This window comes from Micromonospora sp. WMMD967 (assembly GCF_029626165.1).
Classification (GTDB): domain Bacteria; phylum Actinomycetota; class Actinomycetes; order Mycobacteriales; family Micromonosporaceae; genus Micromonospora; species Micromonospora taraxaci.
Genome location: NZ_JARUBK010000001.1, coordinates 2997815 through 3023662, shown reverse-complemented (window position 1 = coordinate 3023662; position 25848 = coordinate 2997815). Strand labels below are relative to the sequence as shown.

Here is a 25848-nt window from a genome sequence, read left to right as displayed (position 1 = left end):
GGGCACCTGGCCGCCGGGGCCTCCGGGGATCCCTGGCAGCAATCCCGGCCCGCCCCGGCGTCACCCAGCGCCGAGCTGGCCCAGCAGGTCGACGGCGCGTAGCACCGTCCAGTACGTGTCGGGTGTGCCGGTCACGGTCACGACCGTCGAGCCGGCCCCCACCGGGGCCGGGGCGCCGAGGCGGGGAACCAGCCGATCGAGGGCCTCCGGATCGACGACACCGGCCAGGACCGTGCGGCCGGCCAGGTCTGGTAGCTGCCGCGTCCCTCCCGTTTCCGCCACTGCCGCCGCCCGAATGGCAGCGGCATCCGCCGGTACCTCGGTGTAGGTGTGGTCGGCGTGGCCGACCAGGATCCGATCGGCGCGTCCGACCGCGTGCCACGCCAACAGATCGAGGATCGTCGGGCGGTGGCCGCCGAGGAAGTGCTCCCACTGGTCGGCGGCGGCTCGGGCAAGCTGGTCGCCGTGCCGGCCGACGCTGTGGTTGTCGCCACGGCCGTTGAGGGTCAGGTCGGTCCAGAGCAGTCGTCGGGTACGCAGGTCCACGACCATCGGCAGCAGCATGCGGGCGTTGCCGCGCAGGTCGAACCGCTGCGCCACCCGGGAACCGTCGAACTGCTCACCGCCGGTGAGGGGCAGCATGACACCGGCGATCGCCTCGGTGAGGTTCTCGAACGGAACGGCGTTGTAGCTGAGCAGGGTCGGTGCGGCGTAGCGGACACCGTGCTCGACCAGACGGGTCAGGTGGAGGTCGAGGTACTCGGTGGCCCCGAGGGGGGCCGGGGCGGAGGTGAGGTCGCCGGAGTGGATGGCGCCGTCACCGGCGAAACGCAACTGGGTGTAGTCGCAGTGGCCGACCCGTTGCCAGTCCTGGTCGAAGAACACGCAGGACAGGTCGAGGTCGACACGGGTGGCGTCAGGTTCCTCCCAGTGCAGGAAGAGCCGCAACACCTCGGCGTCGGGCAGCGCCCGCACGCTGCCCCGGGGCCATCCGGCCAACTGCGTCGAGGCGGCCCGTTCCCGCATCGGGGCGGGCACCTCGGCCAGGGCGGCGTCGAGCACTGCCACGTCGTACCGGCCGAGTCGGGCGGCCCTGGTGGCCAACTCTTCGTCGACGAGTTCGCGTACACCGGTGATCGCCGCTGTCGGCAGCGTCGGCCGCCGTTCGGGCTCGGTCCAGGTGGTGACGACGCTGCCGCGGGGGAAGAAGACGCGCCGGGGCATCCCGGGGCCCGGCCGACCACCGACGATGCCTGCCGCCCCGGCGGCACCGTCGTCGGTCGGCTCCTCGGCCGGGGCGGGCGTCCGGGCACCGGACCGGAACGCCTCCCGCAGGACGGCCGGCCCGTCACCGCCGATGCGTAGCGCCGCGGCGCGCAGGGCGTCCCCCAGGCCACCGGCGGACGCCGACTCGGTGGTGGCCTTCGCCGACGCACGGGCCTGCGCTGCCGCCGCCCGCGCCCGCGCGGTCGCCGCGAGCTGAGCGTCCGTCGCCGTCGTCGTGCCGTCCCGGCCGGCGAGCTGGGCTGCTGCCGAGGCGAGCACGCCCGGTGCCACCCGGGCCGCCGTGCTGCGCGCGGCATCCTCGATCGCCGCCTGCGCCGCCGGGTCGTCGCCCGCCGCCCGCAGCAGGTGGTCGAGCCGACGCCACAGCTCGCCCGAACGTTCGGTGAGCAGCCGCGCGGCCTCGACCACGTCGCCCGCTGCCAGCGCCTCCTCCACCAGTGACGCGTGGGACCGCACCCGAACCGACGCGGTGCCGTCGAAGTGGTCGGTGAGGAGGAGGTGCCGGGGCGCCCGGGCGCAGGAGGTCACCATCGCGACGCCGAGGGCGCTCTCCACGGCGGCGCGGGTGCCGCGCAGCGTGGCGAAGGCGACGGCGGCGGCCGGATGAGCGGCGACGTTCTCGTAGGGGTGCAGCCGCTCACCGAGGCGCTTCCACACCGTCGGGTGGCGGCGCAGATCCTCGGCCGCGACCACGGCACCGAGCGCGTCCAGGTGCGCGAGAACAGCGCGTCGCAACGGCCTGGGCAGCGCCCGTACCCGGACGACCGGCACTGGCACGGCAGGTTCACGCGACGGACGCCCCGTCGCGCCCGGTGGCTCGTCGTCCCGTCGGGGCAGGACCAGCCCCGGGTCCCCACCGGAGTACGCCCACAGCGTCCGCGCCGCATCCGTCGCCGTCGACCACCGCCGGGCGGCGGCGTCGACCAGGTCGCCGTAGCCGGGGGTGAGTGCCGCGGCATGCAGCGCCCAGGCAATGACCTGCGCGAGGGTCTCCCGGGCCGGCACCACGTCGGGCAGCCAGTCGAGGCGGCCCGGCGCGGTGGCGTCGACGAGCACCTTCAGGTCGGCCCGGTCGGTCTCGCTCAGGGCGGCAGGTTGACCGATGAGTTGGTCCCTGATCCGGATCGCGGCACCGATCGGGTCCATCTCCAGCCCGGCGATCCGCATCGGGAGCGGCGGCGCGTCGCGAACGGTGCGCTCGTCCGCATCCTCGGTCGGCGTGCCGGTCCGCCGCAGCCGGCTGCGCACCGGGGGCGAAGGCTCCACGATGGTGAGGTAGGTGTTGTCCGCCGACAGCCGACGCCCACACACCGGGCACCCCGTGACCTGCTCGGGCGGGAAGCAGGCCGGACAGACGAGGTGACCGCACGGGTCGAGGGGCGCGCCCACGTTCTCGCGGCCACACAGCACGCAGGGCGCGTCGGGCACGGCGAACAGGTGGGTGAGCAGCCGCCGCACGTAGACCGCTTCGACATCGCGTGGGGTGTTGGGGAACGAACGGTAGAGGGGAAGCAGGGGACGGTCCGCGCCGACCAGCTCGTCGACGGTAGCCAGCAGCCAGTCGGCCCACCGGATCCGCACCGCCGGTGGCAGCCTCGTCGCCCCGGCACGAAGGTCCTGCCGCAGCAACCAGCCGCGATCGGCAAGGTCCGCCTCGAGGGAGGCCACCCACGCGGCGCCGTCCGCAGGAGCGGCGCCCGAGCCCACCACCGAGACCCGGGCGGTACGGCGCAGCAGCACCACTGCCAGCGCATCCATGCTCGCGTCCTCCCCCAAGGAAGCGGTGGGCGGAGAGTCGCGACGCTAGTTCGCCAGAGAAGTGAGAAGGAAGCACCGCGGGGAGCCGCCCACCGCGGGCAAGATCCTATGGGGAGCACGGCGGACACGTCACCCCGATTACGAGTCCGAGGACGGTCCGGACGATGGTGGCGTACACCCGACACCGACTCACGCGGTAGCCGACTGTGACCGTGACATCACCAGCCGCACACTCCTCCCCGACACGTCCCTGTCGGATGGAGGAACACATGCGTCTCCGATCGTTCGTCACCGCAACACTGGCGGCCGTCCTGGCCGCCAGCGCACTCGCACCGACGGCACCCGCCGCGGCAGCCACCGCCGATCGCTGGGGGTTCGCGTACGTCAAGGACCCGACCGTCGCCGTCTGGACCGTGCTGGACACCAGCCGGCAGTGGGGTAGCTGGAAGACCGCGTTCCCGGCCGCCTGGGCCGACGGCATCAAGCTCGCACCCGGCCGCTTCCAGGTTCGTTTCCCGCAGGTGGGTGCCAGCTCGCGTGGCGTGCCGCACGTGACCCCGGTGAACCGGACCGGGCACTACTGCGAGGTGGTCCGCTGGTTCCAGTCCGGTGCCGACGAGATCGTCGACGTGCAGTGCCACAAGCCGGGCGGCACCCGCGACGACACCCCGTTCACGGTGCTCTGGACGACCAGCTCGGGTGTGCTGCCGGTCGGCACCTCCCACGCGTACACGCAGTGGAGCGGCGGAGCGCTGGTGCAGTCGTACAACTCCACAGGTGTGGTGAACGCGGTCGGGCCGGTGGGCGTCGGGCAGTACCTGGTGCGGCTGCCCGGAGTGGGGTTGGCCGGTGTGCTCGCCGGAAACGTGCAGGTGACCGCCGTACAGCCGAACGCCGGACCCCGCCGGTGCAAGGTCTACTCCTGGAGCGCGGTCGGCAGCGACGTGCAGGTGTACGTCTTCTGCTTCGACCAGGCCGGCGCGTTCGTCAACACCGACTTCGTCCTCTCGTACCACCGTCGGCGGCCGGTGATCGGCTCGCTCGGCCCGCCGTCGTACTTCGGCTACCTGGGCACCGCCGTCGGCGGTCCGACCAACGACAACTCGGTGCTCGGCGTCGGCGCGAACACTGTCGCGCCGCTGGCTCCGTCGGGCCGTTACCTGGCGACCTTCCCGCAGATCGGTCTCAAGGAGACCCACGCCCAGGTCGTGGCGCAGGGCGCCGGCAGCAACTACTGTCATCTGACCCAACCGTGGACGTACACCACGAACGCCGACGTCGACGTCATCTGCTTCGACAACACCGGCGCGGTCACCCCGCACCGCTTCCTGGCCACCTTCACCTCCCGGCTCTGACGCCGGGCCGCGTCGGCGGTGGCCGTAGGCAGGTCACCGCCGACGCGGCGGCGCGCGACGCGCCCTCAGCTCCTGGCGACGAACTCCACAGTGGGTGCGAAGTGCCGCAGCGCGATCACGCGTCGTCGGCCGCCTCCTGAAGGACAAGTGATTGATACCGGTCGAGGTAGAGAGGCCATCCGGAATCGGTGTCGACCCCGTCCCGGACCGACTCCCAGCCGGGGCCGTGCCGGTCGATGTGCCGGTGCTCCAGCTCGACCCTGGTCTGGTCCGGCGTCTCGGCGACGAAGGTGACCTCAACCTCGCTGGTGAGGTCCAGATTGGTTTCGATCTGCCAGGTAGGCCCGATGTCCCAACTGAAGACGACCCGGGTCGGCGGCTCGTACGCGAGGATGCGGGCCCACCGGCACTCACTGCCGTCGGCGCCTCGGTCGCAGATGAACCCGCCGACCCGGGGCTCGAAGACGGTCTCGACGATCGGGGCGTCGAGCAGCGTGTGTTCGCGCGGCTTGAAGTCACCGAACCGCTCGGTGAACACCGTGAAGGCCCGTTCGATCGACGCCTTGACGACGATGTGCCGGCGGACCACTGCCGTAGCGGATTGCGTCACGAGTTCTCCTCGGTCTCTTCAACGACGTCCTGATATCCGTCCAGAGCCCGACGCCAGAACGTGTCGAGCTGGTCCCGCAGCGCGGCCAGTCCCACCGGACTGAGCCGGTAGACGCGCCGAGTTCCCCTTGCCTGGTCGACGACCAGGCCGGCGCTCTTGAGCACCTTGAGGTGTTGTGACACGGCTGGCCGACTGATCGGCAGCTCGTCTGCCAGCTCCCCCACGGCGAGGGGCCGATCTGCCAGGCGCTGGACGATGGCGAGTCTGCTGGGGTCGCCCAGCGCCTCCCACCCCGGGTGCGCTCCGTAAGTTACCACGAACGTAAGCTACGACTTACGGTTGCCGTCGTCAAGACGAATCGCTCAACGGCCTGCGACTCCCGGCGATCGCGAGCAGCCCATGCCATCTCACCCCGCAGATCCGGGTTCGGTCGGTCTCAGGTGCCGTGCCCCACAGCGTCAGCCGCAGCGGCCGGCGCGCGCCGGGGCGGCGGCACGTGCGGCCCGCCAGAGGCGGCCATGACGGGGGTACGTCCACTCCCACACCACCGGCAGCTCGTCGCGCCGGGGGTGGAGCGTTGCCTAGTAGGTGAAGGTCCAGAGGAAGTAGAAGCCGGGACCCGTGGGGCCGGACTGGCGGTATTCGCAGTAGTACCAGCTCCACAGGCCGGTCCGGGCGCCCTCGCTGCCGTAGCTGTTGCAGAACTGACCGTCGTAGTAGACGCCGCGCAGCGTGCCGCCCGGGGGATCCGCCGCAGCCGGAGTGGCGGCGGCTCCGACCAGTCCACCCAGTGCGAGCGCCATCGTCACCAACAGGGTCTTCCATCTGCGTCCGCGCATGGAACCTCCTTACGTCACTGCCACAGCGCACAGCGGCTCCACACCGAGCCGGGCCCAAGGCATCGAAGATTGTGAAAGTAAGGCTTGCACGGGCGAGCACGGTTCGGGCCCCGACAATGGGCGACGCCCTCGCGATGATCCGCCAGCGGGATCTCCGTCGAACGGGCATCTGCCCTGACGGCACGGGATTAGCTCAGCCCGTCGCGCGGGTGCGCCGGGCGGCGACGTAGCGGCGAATCTTCTCGGACGTCCCGCAGTCGTCCATGCTGCACCAGCGGCGACTGCGGTTCTTGCTCTCGTCAACGAAGAGGAAGCGGCAGCCTCCGCATCCCTTGATCCGGCCCAGTGCACCGGTGGTGAGAAGCTGGACCGCCGCGTGCACCACCGGCCGCAGCGGCCGGGCGAGGGTCTTGTCGTCTCGCCAGGTCCAGGTGAACGCGCGCCCTCGATCGAGCCGTGCGTGACCGAGCGCGTCCGCTTCGTCGTCTCGCAGCCGGGCCAGCACTGCCGCGCTCGGGCCGCGGTCGGCAGCCACGGCTCGGAACACCTCGTCGAGGTCGTCGCGGACGCGCAGCGATCGGGTGAAGGCGACCTGAGCGCCGGCCGGATCGTCGCGGGACCGCCGGCGCAACGCCTTCGCCTCCGGCTCGCTGAGCGCGCCCGCGTACACGCCCCAGGCGACCAGGTCCGGGTAGCCGGTCAGCACGTCGTCGTCAGGAGGCCCGACGGGCGGACCGGTACGGGTGTTGAGGAAATCCAGGGCGAGGTCGCCGCCCACCAGGCGCATCCGTGTGACGCCCGCAAGTGTTTCCATCGAAACCCACTTTACCAGTTGACCGCCATCGAAGGACACCACTAGCCTGTTTCCATCGTAGACGGTTTGACCGGTAACATCGGGAGGGTCTGATGGGTCGTGCTCGGGCAGTGGGGGCGCTGGTCGGCTTGTCCGGCGGGACGTTCCTCTACACCACCGCCGAGGCGCTGCCGATCGGGCTGCTGCTCCCGATGGCGACGGACCTGGCCGTCTCGCCATCGCAGGTGGGCATGCTCGTGACCGCGTACGGCGCGGTGGTGATGGTCGCCTCGGTCCCGTTGACGGCCCTGGTCCGCCGGGTCCCTCGCCGGTGGTTGCTGTCGGCGCTCCTGGCCGGCTTCGTCCTCAGCACTGCGGTCACGATGCTCACGAGCACCTTCGAGCTGCTCCTGGCGGCCAGGATGGTCACCGCAGCCACCCATGCGCTGTTCTGGGCCGTGGTGGTGCCGGCCGCGGCCGAGCTGTTCCGGCCAGCGCTCCGCGGGCGGGTGGTCGCCGTCGTGTTCGCCGGCGGCACCGTCGCGTTGGCCCTGGGGGTGCCCGCGGGCACCTGGCTGGGTGAGCGCGCCGGGTGGCGAGCCTCCTTCCTGGCGGTGGCCGGGCTCGGTGCGGTCGTGCTCGTCGTGGTGGCCGCGCTGCTGCCCTCGACCCGGCCGGAAGAGGGGCACGCCGCCCGAGGTGCGGCGCCCGACGCCCGACGTTTCTGGCTGCTGGTGGCGGTGGCGGTCCTGGCGACCGCCGGCGCCATCGCCGCGTACACCTATGTCGCAGTGTTCGTCACCGAGGTCAGCGGATTCGCCGCCTCGTCCGTCGGGGCCATCCTGTTCGCGCGGGGCATCGCCAGCGTGCTCGGCATCCTGGCCATCGGCCCACTGCTGGACCGCAGCCCGTGGAACGCCCTGCTGATCACCGTCGCGGTGCAGTCGGCGGCACTGCTCGGGTTGTACGCATTCGGTCAACGACCCTCGGTGTCCGTCGGTCTGATCGCACTGGCCGGCCTGGCGTTCACCGCCTTCACCGCGGCGCTCGGCGGCCTCGTGCTCCAGGTCGCGCCCGGGCGCTCCGACCTCGCCGCCGCCACGGTCTCCGCCGCGGTCAACGTCGGCATCACCGCCGGCGCGTTCGTCGGCGGACTCGTCCTACCGAGCCACGGCGTGCGAGCCGCGGTCCTGATCGGCGCCCTGCTCGGCTTCGTCGCGCTGCTGCTGGCCCTCGGCGAACGACTCGTCCGGCCGACGCCCGCCGCGTTGGAAGGACGACGCCAGGCGGAGTCGATCCAGCTGGCGCGGTGACTTTGCGTCAGCACCTGGCGCCGCCGGTAGGGCGCGTCGCAGTTCAGCCGTTCGCGCGCTGGATCTTCGCCAGCGCCGCGGCGTACTCGGCGTCGGTGAGCGCGCCACGCTGATGCTGCCGAGCCAGCGCGTGGATGTCCCGCCGCCGATCAGCACCGGCAACACCGCTGGTGGCGCGCTGTCGGCGTACTCCGCCGGGCGGCCTCGTCTTTCCGGCACCGTCGGCGAGAGGCGGCACGGACCTGCCGATCTGTGCGCTACGCCGGGGTTGCGCCTCACCGTGGTGCGCCCGCAGCGTCGCCAGGATCTCGTCGTAGTGCTCCGGCCAGGTGGCCAACCGCCCCAACTCGGGTCGGAACGTGAACGGCCGCAACAGGTCACCGCGCTGGATCGCGGTCTGGATCGGCACGCCGTCGGCTCGCTCGATGATGATCGCCGAACGACCCATGTCCAGGCCCGCGATGGTGGCGATGCCGCTTTCTATGGACACCACCGACCGCCAGGGCACCGTGGTCGTACGCAGAAGGGTCCTGGACCGGATACCGAACGCGCTGACGTAGACCCCGAGCATCGCCTGCCGTACGACGACGGCGAGGCAGACAGCCATCCACGCCCCCAACAGGATCGCGACGGGCAGAGGGAACGGTCGCTGGCGTACGTACATGATCGACAGGAACGTGGCGAAACCGACCACACCGACCAGGCCCATCATCGCGAAGGCGGTCGCGGCATCCAGGGAGTACGGGCGCTGCCATCTACCCATGCCGGCATTGTGACCTGCGGCGTCCAGGAGAGGCACCAGCAGCGAGAGGTCAGGAGGGCTGGACCTCGTCGAAGAGGGCGAGGGCTGCGGCCGGGTTCGGGCTCACGAGGCGTTCCAGGCCGGCCGCCGTGATCGTCGCCCACCGGCCGGCCCGCACCCACATCCGCTCCTCGAAGGCGCGGACGACCTCGTCCAGGTCCTCACCGGCGGCGATGGACTCGGCGAGTTCGGCACCCTCCAGCATCGCGAGGTTCGCACCGGCCCCCAGCGGGGGCATCAGGTGGGCGGCGTCGCCCAACAGCGTCACCCCGGGCGCGTGGGTCCAGGTGTGGGATACGGGAAGGACATAGAGGGGGCGGTGGACGAACGCCGTCCCGTGGCGAAGGAGGTCGAGTACGCGAGCGGCCCAGCCGTCGAACAGAGCCAGCAGGCTCGCCCGCACGGCTTCGACGTCTACCAGGTCCAGGTGCGTGTGCCAGTCCAGCGGTGCGCGGAACTGGGCGTACACCTTGACGTGGCCGCCGCTGTTGCGCTGGGCGACGAGGGCCCGGTTCACCCCGTACACACCCAGGGATCCGTCGCCGATCAGCCGGGCGAGGGCGGGGGCGCGGGTGTCGACGTCGTCGAGGGAGGTCTCGACAACTGTGACGCCGGTGTAGTGCGGGGTCGCCGACGAGACCGCCGGGCGGACCCGCGACCAGGCGCCGTCAGCGCCGACGACGAGGTCGAACGTCTCCTGTCGTCCGTCGGCGAAGTGCACCACCACGCCGTCGCGGGTCCCGGGCACCACCTGGGTCACGGCCCGACCCCACTGGACGTCCAGTGGGCCGAGCAGCAGGTCGCGGAGTTGCCTGCGGTCGATCTCGGGATTGGCCCGGTCGTCCGGACGCGGTCGCCAGTCGCGTAGGACCGTGCCGTCGGTGTCCAGGATGCGCATGGCCTGCCCCTCGGGGCGGGACAGCGCCCGGAACTCCGACAGCAGCCCCGCCTTGTCCAACGCGAGCTGCCCCAGCCCTTCGTGCAGGTCGAGAGTGCCACCGGGAGGACGGGCATCGGGGGCGGGATCGCGTTCGAAGACAGCGACCGGGTGACCGTGGCGGTGCAGGACTCGGGCGAAGGCGAGGCCGCCAGGGCCGCCGCCGACGACGGCGATACGCTGTCTCATGTCGATACACCGTATCGGCCCATACGATGCCTGGCAACAGAACGGGTGTGATCATGACTGTGTGGGACCGGCCGGAGCCGCCGAACCGACTCGTGCCGCTCGACCGGGAGCGGATCGTCGCCGCCGCCATCGCGCTGGCCGACGAGGACGGCCTCGATGCGGTGTCGGTGCGCAAGGTCGCCGCCCGACTGGGCGCCGGGCCCATGCGGCTGTACGGATACATCGCCACCAAGGACGAACTGTTCGATCTGATGGTCGACGAGATCTACTCCGAGATCCTTCCCGGGGAGCAACCCGGCGACTGGCGGGAGGCGCTGCGCGTCCTCGCCCACCGCACGCGGCAGACCGCCCTTCGACACAATTGGCTGGCCGACCTGCTCGGCGGTCGCCCGGCGCTCGGCCCGAACGCCCTCGCCGTGACCGAGGCAACGCTGGCCACCCTCGACGGGCTCGCCGACATCGACACCGTCATGCGGGCCGTGGAAACCGTCAGCGCCTACTTCACCGGCGCGATCAGACGCGAGGTCGCGAACCTGCGCGCCGAGCGCGCCACGGGTCTGTCCAAGCAGGACTGGCAACGTGCCTCCGGCCCCCATGTGACGAGGATGCTCGCCACGGGCCGCTTCCCGGCGCTGGCCAGGGCTGTGCACGACGGCACGGACGTGGATGCCGAGACGTCCTTCACCACCGGCCTGGAGTGGGTGCTCGACGCGGTGGCCGCGAAGATCACTCCACCCCGACCGTGACGGTCAGCCGGGCGCGAGTGCGCGGCGCAGGGAACTGATTGTTGGGAGCGGTACCAGTCGGGGCGGAAATTCAGACCGTCCGATCGCTACACTCGCCGCAGCACCGGCACCGCCGCCCCACCGACCTCAGCCTGCGCTGGTCCGAATCGAATGGAGACGCCTGTGACCCGCGACAAAGCGGTCCCCCCCGGCATCGACCCCAACATTCCCAGCGTGGCGCGGGTCTATGACTTCTTCCTGGGTGGCAAGGACAACTTCGAGGTCGACCGGAAGGTCGCCGAGCACGCGCTGCGAATCACGCCGGACGGGCCGGCAGCCGGCCAGGCCAACCGGGCCTTCCTGCGTCGAGTGATCCGCTTCCTGGTCAGCGAGGCGGGCATCGACCAGTTCCTCGACATCGGATCGGGGCTGCCCACGCAGGGCAACGTGCACGAGGTCGCCACCGAGCAGAACCCGAAGGCTCAGGTGGTGTACGTGGACAACGATCCGATCGTCCTGACGCACGGGCGGGCTCTGCTCGCCGCGGAGGGCACCGCCACGGTGATCCAGGCGGACATCCGGACGCCGCAGGAGATCCTCAACCACCCGGACGTACGTCGGTTCCTCGACTTCGACCGGCCGATCGGGTTGTTGCTCTTCGCGATCCTGCACCACCTCGGCGACGACGAGGACCCGCGAGCGGTGGCAGCGGAATTGATCGAGGCGCTGCCCTCCGGCAGTTACGTAGCGATCTCCCATTTCCGCGACCCGGGTGAGCGAGACCCGGAGGGCTCCCGCAAGGCCCGCGAGGTCGAGCGGGTCTTCAACGAGTCGCTGGGCACCGGCCGCTGGCGTACGGACGAGGAGATCCTCTCGTTCGCCGACGGGCTGACGGTGCTGGAGCCAGGGCTGGTGCCGCTGGCCGAGTGGCGTCCGGAGCCGGATGCGCCCGCTCCGACGCAGACCGACACCTATCACACCTTCGTTGGCCTCCTCGCGCGCAAACCGTAGGCGCTTCGCCTTCCGGTGACGTCCGTCGGCGGGGTGCGCCCCGCCGACGGACGAGCCGCGAGCCCGGAAAGACGACAAGCACTTACCCCTCCTGAGCAGGCATTCTTGGCTTATGGACCAGCCGAGGAACCTACCCATGGAGGCATCACAATGTTCACCACGAAGTTCTGGAAGGCCACCGCCGAGCGCGCGGTGAAGAGTGCCGCGCAGGGTCTGCTGCTCTACTGGGGCGCCGACGTCGTGTTCAACGCCTGGCAGGCGGACTGGGCTGCGGCCGGTGGCATCGCGTCCGGTGCCGCGGTGCTGTCGGTGCTCACCTCACTGGTGAGTGCGAAGGTCTCGGGAGAGAGCGACTCCCCCAGCCTTGTCGGTGCAGAGCAGTAACCTCACCTCGCTGCGAACGGTTCGTCCCCGCCGGCCTCGGCCTGCGGGGACGTCTCAGCGTCAGCTCCCGCCAACGTCGACAGTCGGCAGGTCGAGGCAGACGAGCAGGCGCAGAACGCCGGCGAGGTGCTGGCACCCTGATCACCCAGGGCAGCGCCCGGTTGCCAGCGGATCTTTGTCGGGCTAGGTTGAAAAGCCATCGATGACCATCGAGATCGTTAGGTCGGGGGCCCCGCATGTCCGCGTCTGTCACTCGCCGCACCGTCCTGGCCGGTGGCGCCGGCGCCGCCATCGACCTGGCGCTGCCCGGCTCCGCCGCCCTCGCTGGCGGCCACCACGAGAGCCGGGTGAGCTTCACCCTGGACGCGAGAACGCTCGACGGCGGTGAGCAGGTCACCTCGGTCACCCTCGACACCGGCCGGCTCGGGCCGATCGACCCCGCCGGGCTCACCCCCGGCACGTTCAGCGTGCACGCCAAGGCCACCAGCCCGATCCCGATCGCTCCCGGCGACCTGATCTTCAGCGAGTACGACCTGGACCGCACGGTGACCGCGGCCCGGCTCGACCGGCGCGGAAACATCGTGCTGGAGTTGAGCCACGCCGAAGGTCAACCCGGTGGTGGCACCCTCGGCTACATCCTGAGCAGGGGCCGTAACGTCCAACTGGACCTCGTCTACACCATCACCCAGAACACCCCGCTCGTCCGGCGCAACGGCTCGCCGCTCACCATCACGCGCTTCGTGCAGGGGCGGCTGTCGAACCCCGAGGTGGACGTCTTCAGCCACCACGTCTCGGGCTCGGGCCTGAAGTACCGGTTGTACTCCCCCGAGCGTTCACCCCACCACGGTCGTCGGCCACTGATCCTCTGGCTGCACGGCGGAGGTGAGGGTGCGTCACTACCCGACGACTACTACGACAACGAGACCACGCTGCGCGCCAACCGCGGGGCGCTGGGCTTCGCCACCCCGGAGGCCCAGCGGATCTTCTCCGGCGCGTACGTCGTCGCTCCGCAGAGCACCTCGTACTGGATGGAGGACGGCCCCCGCTTCGCCCCACTGATCCGCGAGATCGTCCAGGACCTCGTACGCCGCAAGCGTGTCGATCCCGACCGGATCTACGTGGCCGGTTGCAGCAACGGCGGTTACATGTCCCTGGAGATGACCGTCGCCTACCCCGACCTGTTCGCCGCGTCCGTGCCGATCTGCGGCATCGTCGAGCCACTCGGCGGGGACGGGCCGCCGCTGATCACCGACGCGGAGCTGGCGGGTATCCGCACCCCGACGTGGCTGGTCACCTCGCGCGACGACGACACCGTGCCACCCGAGACCAACACGGTCCACGCCCACGACCTCATCCCGGGATCACTGATGAGCCTGTACGACCACGTGGTGTGGGACGGGTACCAGTTCCCCGGTCACTGGTCCTGGATCTACGTGGCCCGCAACGACCCGAGCCTCAACGGCACCCACATCTGGCAGTGGATGGCCCGCCGCCGTCGGTGATCCGGCCACGCCCACCTCAGCTCACCAGGTCACCGGCGCGGTAGACGGCGAGAGGGCGGCGCAGCACAGTGATGTCGCTCGTCGGGTCGCCCTGCACGATCAGGAGGTCGGCCTCGAAGCCCGGTCGGACGCGGCCCTTGCGTCCGCCCAGGCCACACGCCTCGGCACCGACCGAGGTGGCCGCGGTCAGGGCTGCGGTGGCGGAAATGCCGCAGGCCACGTACTCGACGAGCGTCTCCGGCAAAATCCCGTGTGGCTTCGCGGGGCCGAGGCCCGCGTCCGAACCGGCCACCAGACGAACCCCGGCCCGGTGCAGGGTGGCAGTGCCGGCCCTCAGGGCGGCCTCGCTGAGACCGGCCCGCGCCGCCATCTCCACCACCTCCGGCGGCGTGACCACGGCCGGATCGGTGCCGAGCGTGGCGCAGACAGCGATTCCGGACGCGGCCAGCCGCTCCGCGAGTTCCTCGGGTACGCGCGCCCCGGTCGCTGTCACACACGTGCAGTGCTCGATGCCGTCGGCCCCGACGCCCAGCGCCTGTTCCACAGCGCTGAGCGCGTGCGCGTGGGCGGTCACGGGCAGGCCCAGATCGTGCGCCTGGTTCACGGCGGCGGCCAACTCCTGGTCGGTGAACTGCGGCCGGGTGGTGTCCGTGCCGGGGGTGAACACCCCACCGCTGGCCATGATCTTCACCAGGTCGGCGCCGGCCGCCGCCCGCAGCCGCACGGCCTCCCGCACACCGTCGACACCGCTCGCCTCACCCCCCAGCGCCCAGCAGTGCCCGCCGATGCTGGTGACCGGCGCGCCCGCCGCCACGACAGTCGGCAGGTCGTCACGCACGCCCCGCCCCCGCCATCGGAGCACCGCGTCACGTCGGTCGCCCAGGTCGCGTACCGTCGTGATTCCGGCCCTCAGCTGCGCGCGCAGTGACGCCTCGACGACAGCGTCGAGGTCCGTCTCGGCGCGGTCCGCGAGCCGGCCGAGCGCGTCGGGTCCGGCATCGGCGCACAGGTGTACGTGTGCGTCGACCAGCCCGGGCAGCAGCGTGCCGTCCGGCACCTCGCGCACCGGCCAACCCTCCGGCGCCTCGGGCCGACCGCTGCGCACGTCGACGATGCGCCCGCCGTCGAGCAGGACCAGCACCCCGCCGTCCACGAGCCGCTCGCCGTCGAACATCAGTCCCGCCCGGACAGCATGCTTCGTCATCGTCACCCCGGTCCCCTGCACGGCCACAGCCCTGGCGTCGTCCTCGCCCCGCGGTGACCATCGGTCGTGACCTGACGATCGCACCGCCACCGGGTGCACAGCCTCCCTCGCCAGGGTGATGTGGCCTCCCTCCGGCGGGTCAGTGCGCGTCCGCCCAGGCGTCTCTGCGCGTTCACCCCTGAAGGGCGGCTGTCAACTGATCCAAGCCCAGCGAACCCAGCTCCAGTGCCTGACGATGGAACGCGCGCCGGTCGCCGGGGAAGGACGAGCGGCCTGCCAGCCACACGCGCTCACCCACCTTGTAGGCCAGCGCCTGCCCTGGCCGGCCCAGGTAACGCGCCAGCTCGGCGGAGGCGTACGGCCCCTGGTAACAGCGATCCCGCAGCAGCTCCAGCGCGGCGTCGGCTGTCCACAGTGCTCCGTGAGCGGACGGTATCGGCAGTCGCAGGTGCAGGCCGATGTCGAGTACGACCCGGGCCGCCCGCAGGAGCTGCATGTACAGATACCCCAGTCGAGCACCCGGCTGTTCGTAGAACCCGAGCTCGTCCATCAACCGCTCGGCGTACAGTGCCCAACCCTCCTGGCTGCCGGACAGGCCGCCGAGCAGGTTCAGCCGCTGCCCGAGGCCTCCCCGCCAGGCCTCGGAGCCGAGGTGGAGGTGGTGGCCGGGAACGCCCTCGTGATAGGCGGTGCTGTAGGCGTACCAGGTGGGGAAACTCGTTGCGTGCTCGGGGAGGGACCACGAGACCCGGCCCGGCCGGGTCAGGTCCCGCGACGGACCGGTGTAGGCGATGCCGGACGACGTGGTCAACCGCGACTCGATGCGCCGCAGCGGTGCGGGGATGTCGACGTAGACGCCATCCAGTCGCTCGATGGTGGTCTCCAGCAGCTCCTGCAGCCACGCGCCGAACGCCTCCCTGCTGTGCAGCGTTCCGGGTGCGTCGGGGCTGCCGAACCAGCTGAGCACCTCCGACACGCTTCCACCCAGGGCCTTCGCCTCCGCGATCAACTCTGCCTCTGTCGCTCGGAACTCGTCCCAGCCCCAGTCGTACAGCTCGCGCAGGTCGGGCTGGGCCGCGAGGAACGTGCGCACCCAGAGTGCGTACCGCTGCCGACCGAACGCTTCCTCCTCGACGGCCCGCGGTGCCAGGTCCGCCGTCAGCGTCTCGGCCAGTTTCCGGTACGCCTTGCCCGCGCCCGTCACCGCAGCCCGCAACGACGCCCGCTGAGGCCCCTCGCCGTAGCGATCCACCAGGGCGACATCGTCGTCGGCCCAGGTGCGGCAGCGCTGCGTCACGAGCTCCACCTGACGCCGCGCTGGCACGTTGCCGCGCTCTGCGGCGAGGAGAAGGCTGCGCGCGTACCCGTCCAGGGCTGCCGGGATCGCGGCCAGGCGTGCGCCGACGCGAGCCGAGCCCTCCTCGAAGGCCGCGCCCTCGGCGTCACGGGCGGGGGCCGTGGCCTCGACGGTCTGACGGATGAGCTGGAGCGGACCGGTGGCCGCCGCGTGCAGTTCGCGCAGGTCCTCCCCGGCGTCGTGGAACGCGACACGCGTGTGCAGCCGCTCGGCGAGGTGGGCGTGCAGCGGGGTCTCCGCCGGCAGTGCGTCGCCCCGGAGATCGAGCTCGCGAAGAGCGCGGGCTGCGAGGTCGGCGCGGGCCTGGTGGCCCTCCGGGCTGTAGTCGGTAAGCCCGTCGATGGTCTGCTCACCGGCCTCGACGACCGCCGTGCAGGGGTCGAGGCCGGCCATGTCGCGCAGGAGCCGACTCGCGAAGTCCTCGATCACGGGCTAATGCTAGGCAGCGGGTGGCCGCGACGGGAGATCCGGACTTCTCGGCCGGGCCAGACGATCGGGCTCGGCGTCGGGGTAGAACCACGGCCCGGCCCGCCGGGTTCGACGGCAGCCGGCGGGGATCAGGCTGGCGGCGAGTCCGCACCGGTTCCCGGGAAGCGTTCCACGAACGTGCGGTACACCGGCGTGCCCGGCAGACCGTCATGGATGGCGAACACCACGTGGTCGAATCGGTCGACGGCCTGGAGCGCCTCGGCGAAAGCGCCGGCCACGGTGGCAGGATCGTTGCGGAACACCCCACACCCCCACGCGCCCAACACGATCGTCCGGTGCCCGTGCGCGGCCGCGACCTCCAGCACCCGCCGGGCACGTCGGGCCAGCACAGCAGGCACGTCCGTGGCGTGCGTGGGCTGGTTGCGGACGATCGCGCCGAGGTTCGGCGCCGCGGCGGTCAGAAACGACGTCGGGTACGACTGATCGAGCAGGTTGCCCCTGTCATCGCGGAACACCGGCACGAGCGGGGAGTAGATGACCCGGTCGCTGTAGCGCAGGTCCCCCTGCTCCCGGTGGAACGCGTAGAACTCCGGCGCGGCGAGGAGACACGGGTAGAGCGCCGATGCGCGGGCGATGCTCTCCTCCTGCGCCTTCGCCCCGCCCAGGAACCCGCCACCCGGGTTCTTCGCCGACGCGAACACCAGACACGCGGCATCCGGCCCCAGCCGGTGGGCCGCCTGCAACGTCGACTCGTGCGTCACCTCCACAGTGGCGACGCCGGGCTCCACGTCCCGCACCGCGAGCACCTCGTCCGGCAGGTGGTGACGAGTGCCGGCGACCGCGGCGCGTACCGCCTCGCCGATGACGACCTCAGCGCCGCTGCCGTTGCGATAACGCCCCGACTCGGCGATCGCCACCGTCTGCCGAGCGATCTCGCGAAGACGACCGCTCACCGGCACACCAGGTGAAAGGGAGACTCAAAGGCGTCCACAGCCAGCAGGCTAGGCAGGCCGAGCCCTTACCCACAAGCACATTACGCACACCACGGAGGGCCGGCGGGCGATGTCCGCCGACCCTCCGGGTGCGGTCACCGTCCGTACAGCTCGAACTCGTAGAGCGAGAACCCGTACGAAGTGGCGCGTTTGACTCCGTACACCCGCACGTAGCGGGCGGTGACCGGGGCGAAGGTGGCGTTGTCGACGCCGCCGTTGCCGGTGGTGGTGGTGAACACCGGCGTCCAGGAGCTGCCGTCGCCGGAGACCTCGATGCGGTACGAGGTGCCGTAGGCGGCCTCCCAGCGCAGCACCGCCCGGCTGACACTGCGGGCGGCGCCGAGGTCGACCCTCAGCCACTGGTTGTCGTTGTAGCTGCTGGCCCACCGGCTGCTCAGGCTGCCGTCGACAGCCTTGTCCGGCGTGTTGCTGGTCAGGAACTGGGTGCTCGACGCGGTGGCCGGGCGGCCCTGGGCCAGGTTGGCGACGTCGTCACCCCGGCGCGCCGGGAACGAGACGACCTGCTGGTAGGTGGGGCGGTTCTGCCAGGCGATCACCGGGTGGGTGATGCCGCCGAGCCCGGAGTGGGCGATCGAGTCGGCGCACCACTGGTCGCCGGCCCCGCAGGACTTGTCGCCCGGGTAGACAGTGGTCGCCGGCACCGCGGCGGCCTGCCCGAGCGTGTCGAGCAGGGCCTGCCGGCACGCGCCGAGGTTGCCGTTGCCGCAGTACGAGCGGCCCAGCCCACCGGCCACCGGGTCGCCGAGCACGCCGCGCAGGTCCTTGTCGACGTAGCCCCACCAGCCGTACTGGAACGACGAGCCCTTGTGCGCCTGGCCCTGCAACGCCCAGTTCGCGGTGCCGTCGCGCCCGCCGTTCTGGCCGCCCGACGGCGCCTCGTTCACCTCGATGGCGTCGACCAGCGCGGCGTAGAGGTCCGGCCCGAGGCCGGGGCGGAACTGCGCCGAGGCCAGCAGGGGCCACCAGGCGTCGAAGATCCGGATGGCGTCGGCGTGCTGGTAGACCTTGGAGCCGGGGGCGGTCTCCACCCGGCGGGCGCCGGCCTGCTGCCAGGCCCGCAGCTTGCCCGCCGCGTCGGCCAGCGCCGGATCGGTGACCGGTGTGCTGTCCAGCACCCGCAGCAGGTCGCCGAGAACCTGCTGACCGCGCAGGTCGGTCACCGCCGCGTCCGCCATGATCTTGACGACGTCGGCGCGGCCGAGCTTGCGCTGGGCGATCGCGGCGCGCACCGGGCCGTCGAGCAACTGACCACGGTGTACGGAGCCGAAGCTGAAGTTGCCGTCCGCCGCCCCGAAGTCCCGCGCCTGCTTGTTGTTCCAACTGACGTAGTAGTCCTGGTTGACCGACTGCGGATGCGCCGACGCCGGGGTGTAGGTGGCGTCGTTGGTGTCCGGGTTCCAGCCGGCCCACTCGTACGCCGCCTCGGCCTTCGTGGGAAGGTTCGGATCGGCGGTGGCCGGACGGACCGGGTTCGAGCCGGAGTTGTAGTACGCCGCCTCGGTCGAGTTGACGTAGAACCAGTTGAACGCGTACCCGACGCTGGCCGCGGACGCCTGGAAGGCCGCCGCGTCGCCCATCGCCGACGGGTCGTTGAACGCCTGGAAGCCGATCGCCGAGTCCGCCTCGTGCCGGTAGGTGGAGCGCAGCTTGGTGAACGCCGTCGGCTGGCCGTTCACCAGGCCCCGGTAGGCCACCAACCCGTACTTGGTGCGCAGCGCCCGCAGCGTGTACGACCCGGCCGGGGTGGAGTCGGCAATCGTCGGGGACCAGGAGTTGCGCTGCTCCAGCGCCTCCATGGCGAGGCACTGCCCGCGATAGAGATAGCGGTTGGTGCGCAGCGTCGGGGCGCTGCCGTCGGTGGTGCACAGCGGCACCGCGTACGTGTCGGTGAGGTCCTGCGACGCGGACGTGGCGCTCCACGCGTAGTCCTGGCCCCGCCCGAGCAGCACGTAGAGGTTCAACCCGGCGAACGCCGCGCCGCGCGCGCTGATCCCCGGCCCCTGCAACTCCTGGAGCATGAGCAGTTGCGGGGCGAAGTAGCCGGTCTGCGGGCCGAACACGGCGATCGGGTTGCCGGTGGTGGTGTGCCGCCCGGAGACCACCACAGCGTTGGACATGCCGTGTGCGCGCAGGTTGGACAGGCCGCCGAGCAGTTCCTTGGTGGCGGTGCTGGCCCCGGCGCGGGAGGCTGCCCCACCGGTCTGGTCGTAGGCGAGGGGTTCGGCGACCACCGTCCCGGCGTCGGGGAGCACGGCGCTGGTCGCACCCGGTGGCGTCGCCCCGTACGGGAAGCTCTGCCCGTCGTGCAGGGTGAGCACGGTCTCCGGGTCGTTCTGCGAACGGAACGCCGCCCACACCCGGTCGCCCTCGGTGGCGCCGTACTTGGCTCGAGCGGCGACCCGGACCAGGGCGGACTGGATTTCGCTGCCGCCGCCCCCGCCGAAGAGGCCGCCGATCACGCCGGCGGTGGCGATCAGGTCGGTCATGGTGAAGTGCTTGGGCTTGCCGGCGCCGGCGAGCACGTACTCGCCCGGGTAGTTGTCCTCGGCGATCGACTTGTCGATGTAGGCGTTGATGCCGGCGATGTAGTCGACCACGTCGGTGTAGAGCTGCTGGCCCCGCGCGCCCTTGGTGCGCAGTGCCTCCACCTGGGCCTGGAGGTCCGCCTCGGTGTACGGGGAGTTCGCCCAGACGCTCTGCTCCAGCTCACGGTTGCCCGGCGCGCCTCCGGCGAACGAGGTGACGTTGCCGCGACCGACGTGCCGCAGCAGGTCCATCACCCAGAGCCGGTCCTGGGCTCCGGCGTAACCGGCGCCGAACATCGTGCCGCCGCGGGTGGTGCCGGTGATGTGGGGGACGCCGGTGGCCTTGTCCCGCACGATCGTGACGTCCGCGCGCGGCGAGACGGTGCTCTCCACCTGCGCGGCCGGGACGCCGAACGAGGCGTCGTTGTAGAAGTGGGCGATCTGCTCGTCGGTCAGCCCGGCGTAGTTGTAGACAAGGTTCGCGTACTCGTCGAGTTGGTCGCTGGAGTGCGCCGGGCGGGTGCCGAGCGCCTGGTGCGCCAGGATGGCGACGAGCGTGGCGTTGCCGTTCTGCCCCGGGGGCAGGATGTCGGCGCACTGCCCGAGGCAGTAGTCGTTGGCGGCGAACGTGGTGGCGGCCAGGGCGGGAGACGGCGAGATCACCGTCAGGACGCTCGCGGTCACTGTGGCGGCGGTGAACGCCGCGAGCCGGTTACGGAGAGCGGTACGGGGCATGGCGATCCTCCGGGGGACGCGGAGCAGGGCCGTTCGGTATCGCCCGGCTACGGTGCCGACGTCTCGCCCTCCGCGCCCGGGCGATCCACAGGGAGGTGAGAATGACTCATATCAATCTCCGGGCAATGATCGGCGCACGACCACCATTTGGGATACCCGTCGTTCACCACGCGCCAATGCCGACGTTTCGCCGATTTCCCCTCACCGGCCGCCCCGGTCACGGGCCTGCCGATGGCCGGCGACCGCCCGACACCGCACCGAAATGGATGGCCTCGCCGACCCGGTCCGGCCTACCGTGCGATCAGGTATCCACTTCTGACGCATTCACGAGAGGACCTCACCCCGCGTGACACCGCCTGCTCTCTAGACCTGACACGTTCCCCGCGCCTGGGTTGCCGACGTCACCGTCGGTTCGTTCCCATGCCTTCCGTCAGGTCTTTGGAGAGATCATGTCTACGCGTCCCCATACCGTGCCGCCCTGGCCCGCCGGGCGCGCGGGGCTTCCCCTGCTCGCACTCGGCTGCGTCCACTGCGATTCCGGCATCGGCGACCGGACGTTCCGCGTCATCGCCAACGAGGGTCCTGCCCCCAACAAGATCGCCGTTCACTGTCGTGTGCACCCGATCCTCTTGGCGGGCCACTCCGGCACATCCTCGGGGCGTCGGCCGCCGTTGGGGCGGGAGCATCGCTGGCCCCGCCCGTGGCTGCATCATGCGGCGGTCCGCGCCCGGTCGCTCCTGACCCCCCAACGAACGTCAGGACCCGCCCGCTACCGCCGGAGGAGGTGACCTCACCGGTGCGTATCCCGGCCCGCACTCGGAGCGACCGCCATCAGGCGAAGCCGAGCGCGGGCCGCCCGCACCGGCTTGCCGGCCGACACCCGCCCATGGGCGCCCGCGATCTCACGGTGCCGCCGCACGACCCAGCGCCGCCGCGACGATCCGGATCGCCTCACCGGGATCGATGCCGATGCTGGTGATGACCTTCGCGTAGTCGCGGGCAGCACGGCGGGCCTGTTCGAGGGCCTGCTCACCCGCGGCCGAGACGAACGAGCCGGCTCGCCCGCGAGTCTCGATCAGGCCTGCCTCCTCCAGCTCCCGGTAGGCCCGACCGACGGTGTTGACGGCGAGACCGAGGTCGGCCGCGAGCCGACGGATCGTCGGCAGTCTCGTGCCGACGGTGAGGGAGCGGTCCTGGATCTGCCTCGCGAGCTGGGCCCGGAGCTGCTCGTACGGCGGCGTCGGCGAGGCCGCGTCGACGACGATCATCGGATGGCCATGGCTCGCCGTGCCGCCGTTTCGGCATTGACAGTCCGGGCGTGGATGACGCCAAGTGCACCGACGCCCGCCACCACGAGCACAATCGAGACCACGTTCCACCAGCCGAGCGATTCCCCGTAGAGAAAGATGGCCGGCAGCAACCACACCAGGCTGGGTGTGACGAGGGCGCGGACGTCCTCGACCCGCATGATGACATCGGCGGTGAGCGACGCCTCATCCTCCGCGACGGCCGGGCTGGCCAGCACCTGGCGCAGCTGCATGACAGTGCTGACGCCGCTGCCGGCGAGGCCGATCAGCACGACGACCGCACCGTAGCGCAAGCCGGAGTCCGGAACCCGGAGCACGCTCACCGCGAGCAGCACGGCGCTGGTGAGGGCGGCGGTCGCGAAGACGGCGTACGGCCAGCCCAGCACCGCCGACCAGCCGAGTTCGACCGGAAGAGCAACACGTCGAGACAGGTGCTCGCCCGCCCTCTGATCGGCGCGCCGCACCCACCAGCCGAGCCGCCACTGCGCCAGCACCATCCCGACCACCAACACCGTCAGCGCCAGCAGCGGCAGCCAGAGAGACGCGGCAGAGGTGAGTCGCAATGCGTGCATCAGTGCCGCGCCGACCAGGAACCCAGCGAGCAGGATGCTGTCGACGAGCTTGGCACGCCGCCGCGCCGCCAGCCGCGCCGAGAGCAGTGGCGTCGGCTCGACGTCGGCCAGGCCGTGCCGAGTCATCCACTGCCCAGCCTCCGCGTCATCCACCTGCTGCATGCGCGCACCTCCATATGTCGCAAGGTTTGTACCAGGAGGATGGGTCATAACTTGCGACAATGTCAACCCTGGGTTGCGCGCCACCCCGGCGGCAGCCGGCCACTCAGACGTCGGCGGCGGGCTTCAGCACGTCGAGACACCACTGGCGGAAGGTGGTCGGCGTACTCAGTTCAGGGGTGCGGGCCACGCCGTTGTCCAGGCCCTCGTTCTTGGCCACGGCCATGTCCAGCAGGCCCTGCGCGATGGCTTCGGAGCGGCCGGCCCGCAGCATGTCCTCCTTGTACGCCTCGCCGGAGACCTGCTGGTAGCGGACGGGACGGCCGAGCACGTCGGCGATGACGGCGGCCATCTCGGTCTGAGTAAGGTCCTCCGGGCCGAGCACGGGCACCTCCTCGAAGCCGGTCCACGTGTCGTCGCGCAGCAGGCGGGCGGCCGTCGCGGCGATGTCCCGGGCGGCGACCGTGGGCGCGGACAGGTCCGGCGCGGTGGGGCCGTACAGGACGCCCTGCCGGGTGATCGGGGCGAGCTGCCACAGCACGTTGTCCATGAAGGACGGCATGGTCAAGGCCCGGTACGGCACGCCGGTCGCGGCGATCAGGTCGTCCATCGCGAGCGTCGCGGTGACGTGCCCGGCCCGCCCGGCCGCCGGCGTGCCGCGGCCCAGCGCCGAGATGCCGACCACGCGCGGGACGGCGGCCAGCGCGTCGAGCACCGGGCGGGTGAAGCCGGAGTACGCCTCGTTCAGGCTTGTCGACAGCGGGTCGGCCAGCACCAGCCAGAAGACGGCAGCGGCACCGGCGAACGCCTCGGCAGCGACTGCCGGGTCGCCGTGCGAGCCCCTGACGACCTCGACCCGCTCGACGACGCCCGGTGCCAGCCGTGCCGGGTCACGGGCCACCACCCGCACGGGCGCGCCGACGTCGAGCAGATCCTGGACCAGACGGCCGCCGATGTTGCCGGTCGGAGCGGTTACCACAATCATGGCTTTCATCCCTGTTCGGTGAGGAATCTGACGTAGCCAGTCAACGCGGATCCGCGGCGGAGCGGAAAGACCGTCTCCCTCTGGATTGATACCGTGGTGATATGAGTGATCTGGAGACGCGGCAGCTCCGCTACTTCGTGGCGGTCGCCGAGGAGCGGCACTTCGGGCGGGCCGCCGACCGGCTCGGCATGGCCCAGCCGCCGCTGTCGCGCGCCATCCGCAACCTGGAACGGCAGCTCGGCGTCCAGCTCCTGATCCGCACCACGCGGCAGGTGGCGTTGACCCCGGCCGGCGAGACCCTGCTGGCCGACGCCAAGGTGGCGCTGGACGCGATCGGCGCCGCCCAGCGCCGAGCCCGCCGGGCCGGGCAGGAAACGCCGGCCCTGCGGTTGGCGCTCAAGGCCGACTACGACGGCGGCCTCCTGCCGCTGATCCTGGAGGCGTACGACGTCATGCCGGTCGAGCTGCTGCTCGGCGGACGCGGCGAGCAGGTGCCGGCGCTGCGCGACGGGCGTGCCGACGTGGCGTTGATCCCGGCGCTCGAAGACGAGGACGGGCTGGACAGCGAGCTGCTACTGACCGGGCCGAGCGTGGTGGCGCTGCCGGCCGCCGACCCGCTGGCAGCGCGGACGACCATCCGCCTTGCCGACCTGGCCGGCCGTCGGCTCCCGGACGGGTCACCGGCCGAGGAGGCCCGCATGGTGGGCAACCGGCGGCCGCTGGACCTCGCGCAGATCTTCAACCTGGTCGAGGTGGGCACCGCCGTGTGGTTCCTGCCGGAATGGGTGGCTCGGCGGTACTCCCGGCCGGGCACCGCCTTCCGCCCCGTGCCGGAACTCGATCCGGTGACGCTGAAGGTGGCCTGGCCGGCCGAGTCACGCTCACCCGCGGTGGCGGCCTTCGTACGCGTGGCCCGCCAGGTCGCCGAATCACCCGAGAAGCAGTTGCTCCGCGGCTGACGCGTGTCTCGAAGGGACGAAGATGGTCATGAGCGCGCGGGACGTGGTGGGCGTGATCGAGTCAGACCCCGCAGCGATGAGAGTCCTCCGGGCCGCAGCCGGCCTTGGGCTACCCGACTGGTGGATCGGTGCCGGCTTCGTACGCAACCGCGTCTGGGACACCATCAGCGGCCTCCCCGCCTTGCCGGAGCGCGACGTGGATGTCGCCTACTTCGCCCCGGGGAAGCTCGACCCGGGCGAGGACGCCCGCGCCGAAGCCCGAGCCGCAGTGGTCCTCCCGAGGTGCCGTGGGAGATTCGCAACCAGGCCCGGATGCACCTACGCAACGGCGAGGAGCCCTACACGTCCACACTGGACGCGATATCGCGCTGGCCCGAAACGGCGACCTGTGTCGCGGTGACCCTGCGGGACGACTCGGTTCGCCTGGTGGCCTGCCACGGCCTGACCGACCTGGTGGGATTGGCGGTCCGCCCCTCGCCGACCTTCGACAACGCAGCCGGGCGGGCAACGGTCGAGCGCCGCGTCAAGGCCAAGGGATGGCTCGACCGGTGGGCCGGGCTCCGGCTGGAGATCTAGCATGGGGCTTCCGCCACGTGCTTGATGTGGGCTGCCCGCTGCTTGAGCAGTCGTCGCAGGTACGGCGCGACGAGCACGCGGGTCACCAGCGCCCCCAACGGCCCCAGAGGCGCGGTGACGGTCATTCGGTCGATCATCTGCGTCCCGCCATCGACGTCTCGGAAGAGGTGTTCGTGGCGGAGGGCGCGGAAGGGACCCTGTGTCTGCTCGTCGACGAAGCGGTACGGGCGTTCGTAGACGGTGATACGGCTGGTCATGCACCAGCGCAGACCGAGATGCCGAGCGCGGAAACTGACCTCGTCCCCGAGCGCGAGGCGGCGTCGACCTGTGCTGGTAGTGGCCGTCTCCTGGCTACCGGGCAGCGACGCGGCATGAACATCCACATCACGTTCCAGGTCGAACACGACGGTCGGAGCAGCGCCGATGACAGACACGATCTCGATCAGCCCCGCCACGTCACGAGCCTAGAGCACCGCTACGGCGGAATCCCGGTTGAGCAGTCGAGTCCCGATCGGTGACGAT

24 protein-coding genes are annotated in these 25848 nt (G+C 71.3%); 9 read left to right on the top strand and 15 right to left on the bottom strand.

The window, feature by feature from the left end; all coding sequences use genetic code 11:
* Positions 1-60 precede the first annotated feature (60 nt).
* Complete coding sequence (locus tag O7631_RS14205; RefSeq protein ID WP_278144642.1) at positions 61-3045, bottom strand: MXAN_6230/SCO0854 family RING domain-containing protein; 2985 nt, start codon at positions 3043-3045, stop codon at positions 61-63.
* 269 nt (positions 3046-3314) lie between these two features.
* Between O7631_RS14205 and O7631_RS14200 the strand changes: the two genes are divergently transcribed.
* Entirely contained in the window at positions 3315-4400 is a 1086-nt protein-coding gene (locus tag O7631_RS14200; protein WP_278144641.1) for a hypothetical protein, read from the top strand.
* A 115-nt stretch (positions 4401-4515) separates the two neighbouring features.
* Here the strand turns inward: O7631_RS14200 and O7631_RS14195 are convergent, their stop codons facing one another.
* From O7631_RS14195 to O7631_RS14180, 4 genes are all read right to left on the bottom strand, one after another.
* Positions 4516-5010, bottom strand: a complete 495-nt coding sequence (locus tag O7631_RS14195) for an SRPBCC family protein (protein WP_278144640.1) — start codon at positions 5008-5010, stop codon at positions 4516-4518.
* Positions 5007-5327: a metalloregulator ArsR/SmtB family transcription factor gene (locus O7631_RS14190; RefSeq protein WP_278144639.1), complete on the bottom strand. Its 321-nt coding sequence runs from the start codon at positions 5325-5327 to the stop codon at positions 5007-5009. Before O7631_RS14190 ends, O7631_RS14195 begins: the two co-directional genes overlap by 4 nt.
* Before the next feature lie 264 nt (positions 5328-5591).
* Positions 5592-5849 carry a hypothetical protein gene (locus tag O7631_RS14185; protein ID WP_269680290.1) on the bottom strand — a complete coding sequence of 86 codons (258 nt, stop codon included), beginning with the start codon at positions 5847-5849 and terminating at the stop codon, positions 5592-5594.
* Positions 5850-6042: 193 nt separating this feature from the next.
* A complete protein-coding gene (locus tag O7631_RS14180) occupies positions 6043-6663 on the bottom strand; it encodes an ABATE domain-containing protein (RefSeq protein ID WP_278144638.1) in 621 nt (206 codons plus the stop codon).
* 92 nt (positions 6664-6755) lie between these two features.
* Here O7631_RS14180 and O7631_RS14175 point away from each other — a divergent pair, with 92 nt between their 5' ends.
* The gene (locus O7631_RS14175) at positions 6756-7955 is read left to right on the top strand and encodes an MFS transporter (RefSeq protein ID WP_278144636.1); all 1200 of its coding nucleotides are present in this window, start codon (positions 6756-6758) and stop codon (positions 7953-7955) included.
* A gap of 43 nt (positions 7956-7998) precedes the next feature.
* Here the strand turns inward: O7631_RS14175 and O7631_RS14170 are convergent, their stop codons facing one another.
* Both O7631_RS14170 and O7631_RS14165 read right to left on the bottom strand, forming a co-directional pair.
* Positions 7999-8718: a hypothetical protein gene (locus O7631_RS14170; RefSeq protein ID WP_278144635.1), complete on the bottom strand. Its 720-nt coding sequence runs from the start codon at positions 8716-8718 to the stop codon at positions 7999-8001.
* Positions 8719-8767: 49 nt separating this feature from the next.
* Entirely contained in the window at positions 8768-9883 is a 1116-nt protein-coding gene (locus O7631_RS14165) for an NAD(P)/FAD-dependent oxidoreductase (RefSeq protein WP_278144634.1), read from the bottom strand.
* A 53-nt stretch (positions 9884-9936) separates the two neighbouring features.
* On the opposite strand from O7631_RS14165, the gene O7631_RS14160 reads away from it, so the two are divergent.
* The 4 genes from O7631_RS14160 to O7631_RS14145 all read left to right on the top strand — a co-directional run bounded on the left by O7631_RS14160 (position 9937) and on the right by O7631_RS14145 (position 13505).
* Positions 9937-10629, top strand: a complete 693-nt coding sequence (locus O7631_RS14160) for a TetR/AcrR family transcriptional regulator C-terminal domain-containing protein (protein WP_278144633.1) — start codon at positions 9937-9939, stop codon at positions 10627-10629.
* A gap of 150 nt (positions 10630-10779) precedes the next feature.
* Positions 10780-11619, top strand: a complete 840-nt coding sequence (locus O7631_RS14155) for an SAM-dependent methyltransferase (protein WP_278144632.1) — start codon at positions 10780-10782, stop codon at positions 11617-11619.
* Positions 11620-11769: 150 nt separating this feature from the next.
* Positions 11770-12003 (top strand): holin, encoded by a 234-nt coding sequence (locus O7631_RS14150; protein WP_278144631.1) that lies wholly within the window; start codon positions 11770-11772, stop codon positions 12001-12003.
* A 236-nt stretch (positions 12004-12239) separates the two neighbouring features.
* Positions 12240-13505, top strand: a complete 1266-nt coding sequence (locus O7631_RS14145; RefSeq protein WP_278144630.1) for a PHB depolymerase family esterase — start codon at positions 12240-12242, stop codon at positions 13503-13505.
* 16 nt (positions 13506-13521) lie between these two features.
* Here the strand turns inward: O7631_RS14145 and O7631_RS14140 are convergent, their stop codons facing one another.
* From O7631_RS14140 to O7631_RS14110, 7 genes are all read right to left on the bottom strand, one after another.
* Entirely contained in the window at positions 13522-14709 is a 1188-nt protein-coding gene (locus tag O7631_RS14140; protein WP_278144629.1) for an amidohydrolase family protein, read from the bottom strand.
* 172 nt (positions 14710-14881) lie between these two features.
* Positions 14882-16495, bottom strand: coding sequence for a DUF885 domain-containing protein (locus tag O7631_RS14135; protein ID WP_278144628.1), 1614 nt, complete (start codon positions 16493-16495; stop codon positions 14882-14884).
* 128 nt (positions 16496-16623) lie between these two features.
* Positions 16624-17448, bottom strand: coding sequence for a TIGR02452 family protein (locus tag O7631_RS14130; protein ID WP_278144627.1), 825 nt, complete (start codon positions 17446-17448; stop codon positions 16624-16626).
* A gap of 134 nt (positions 17449-17582) precedes the next feature.
* Positions 17583-20768 (bottom strand): penicillin acylase family protein, encoded by a 3186-nt coding sequence (locus O7631_RS14125; protein WP_278144626.1) that lies wholly within the window; start codon positions 20766-20768, stop codon positions 17583-17585.
* A 902-nt stretch (positions 20769-21670) separates the two neighbouring features.
* Entirely contained in the window at positions 21671-22036 is a 366-nt protein-coding gene (locus O7631_RS14120) for a GntR family transcriptional regulator (protein WP_278144625.1), read from the bottom strand.
* Positions 22033-22809, bottom strand: coding sequence for a hypothetical protein (locus O7631_RS14115; protein ID WP_278144624.1), 777 nt, complete (start codon positions 22807-22809; stop codon positions 22033-22035). The genes O7631_RS14120 and O7631_RS14115 overlap by 4 nt, the downstream gene beginning before the upstream one ends.
* A 103-nt stretch (positions 22810-22912) precedes the next feature.
* Positions 22913-23791 carry an NAD(P)H-binding protein gene (locus tag O7631_RS14110; RefSeq protein WP_278144623.1) on the bottom strand — a complete coding sequence of 293 codons (879 nt, stop codon included), beginning with the start codon at positions 23789-23791 and terminating at the stop codon, positions 22913-22915.
* A gap of 101 nt (positions 23792-23892) precedes the next feature.
* Here O7631_RS14110 and O7631_RS14105 point away from each other — a divergent pair, with 101 nt between their 5' ends.
* Genes O7631_RS14105 through O7631_RS14095 form a run of 3 tightly spaced genes read left to right on the top strand, consistent with a single transcriptional unit; the run spans position 23893 to position 25326 of the window.
* Positions 23893-24750, top strand: a complete 858-nt coding sequence (locus O7631_RS14105; RefSeq protein WP_278144622.1) for a LysR family transcriptional regulator — start codon at positions 23893-23895, stop codon at positions 24748-24750.
* Positions 24751-24772: 22 nt separating this feature from the next.
* Entirely contained in the window at positions 24773-25150 is a 378-nt protein-coding gene (locus O7631_RS14100; protein ID WP_347403506.1) for a nucleotidyltransferase family protein, read from the top strand.
* Entirely contained in the window at positions 25033-25326 is a 294-nt protein-coding gene (locus tag O7631_RS14095; RefSeq protein WP_278144621.1) for a nucleotidyltransferase family protein, read from the top strand. The genes O7631_RS14100 and O7631_RS14095 overlap by 118 nt, the downstream gene beginning before the upstream one ends.
* Here the strand turns inward: O7631_RS14095 and O7631_RS14090 are convergent.
* Positions 25323-25781: an SRPBCC family protein gene (locus O7631_RS14090; protein WP_278144620.1), complete on the bottom strand. Its 459-nt coding sequence runs from the start codon at positions 25779-25781 to the stop codon at positions 25323-25325. The genes O7631_RS14095 and O7631_RS14090 overlap by 4 nt on opposite strands.
* Positions 25782-25848 lie beyond the last annotated feature (67 nt).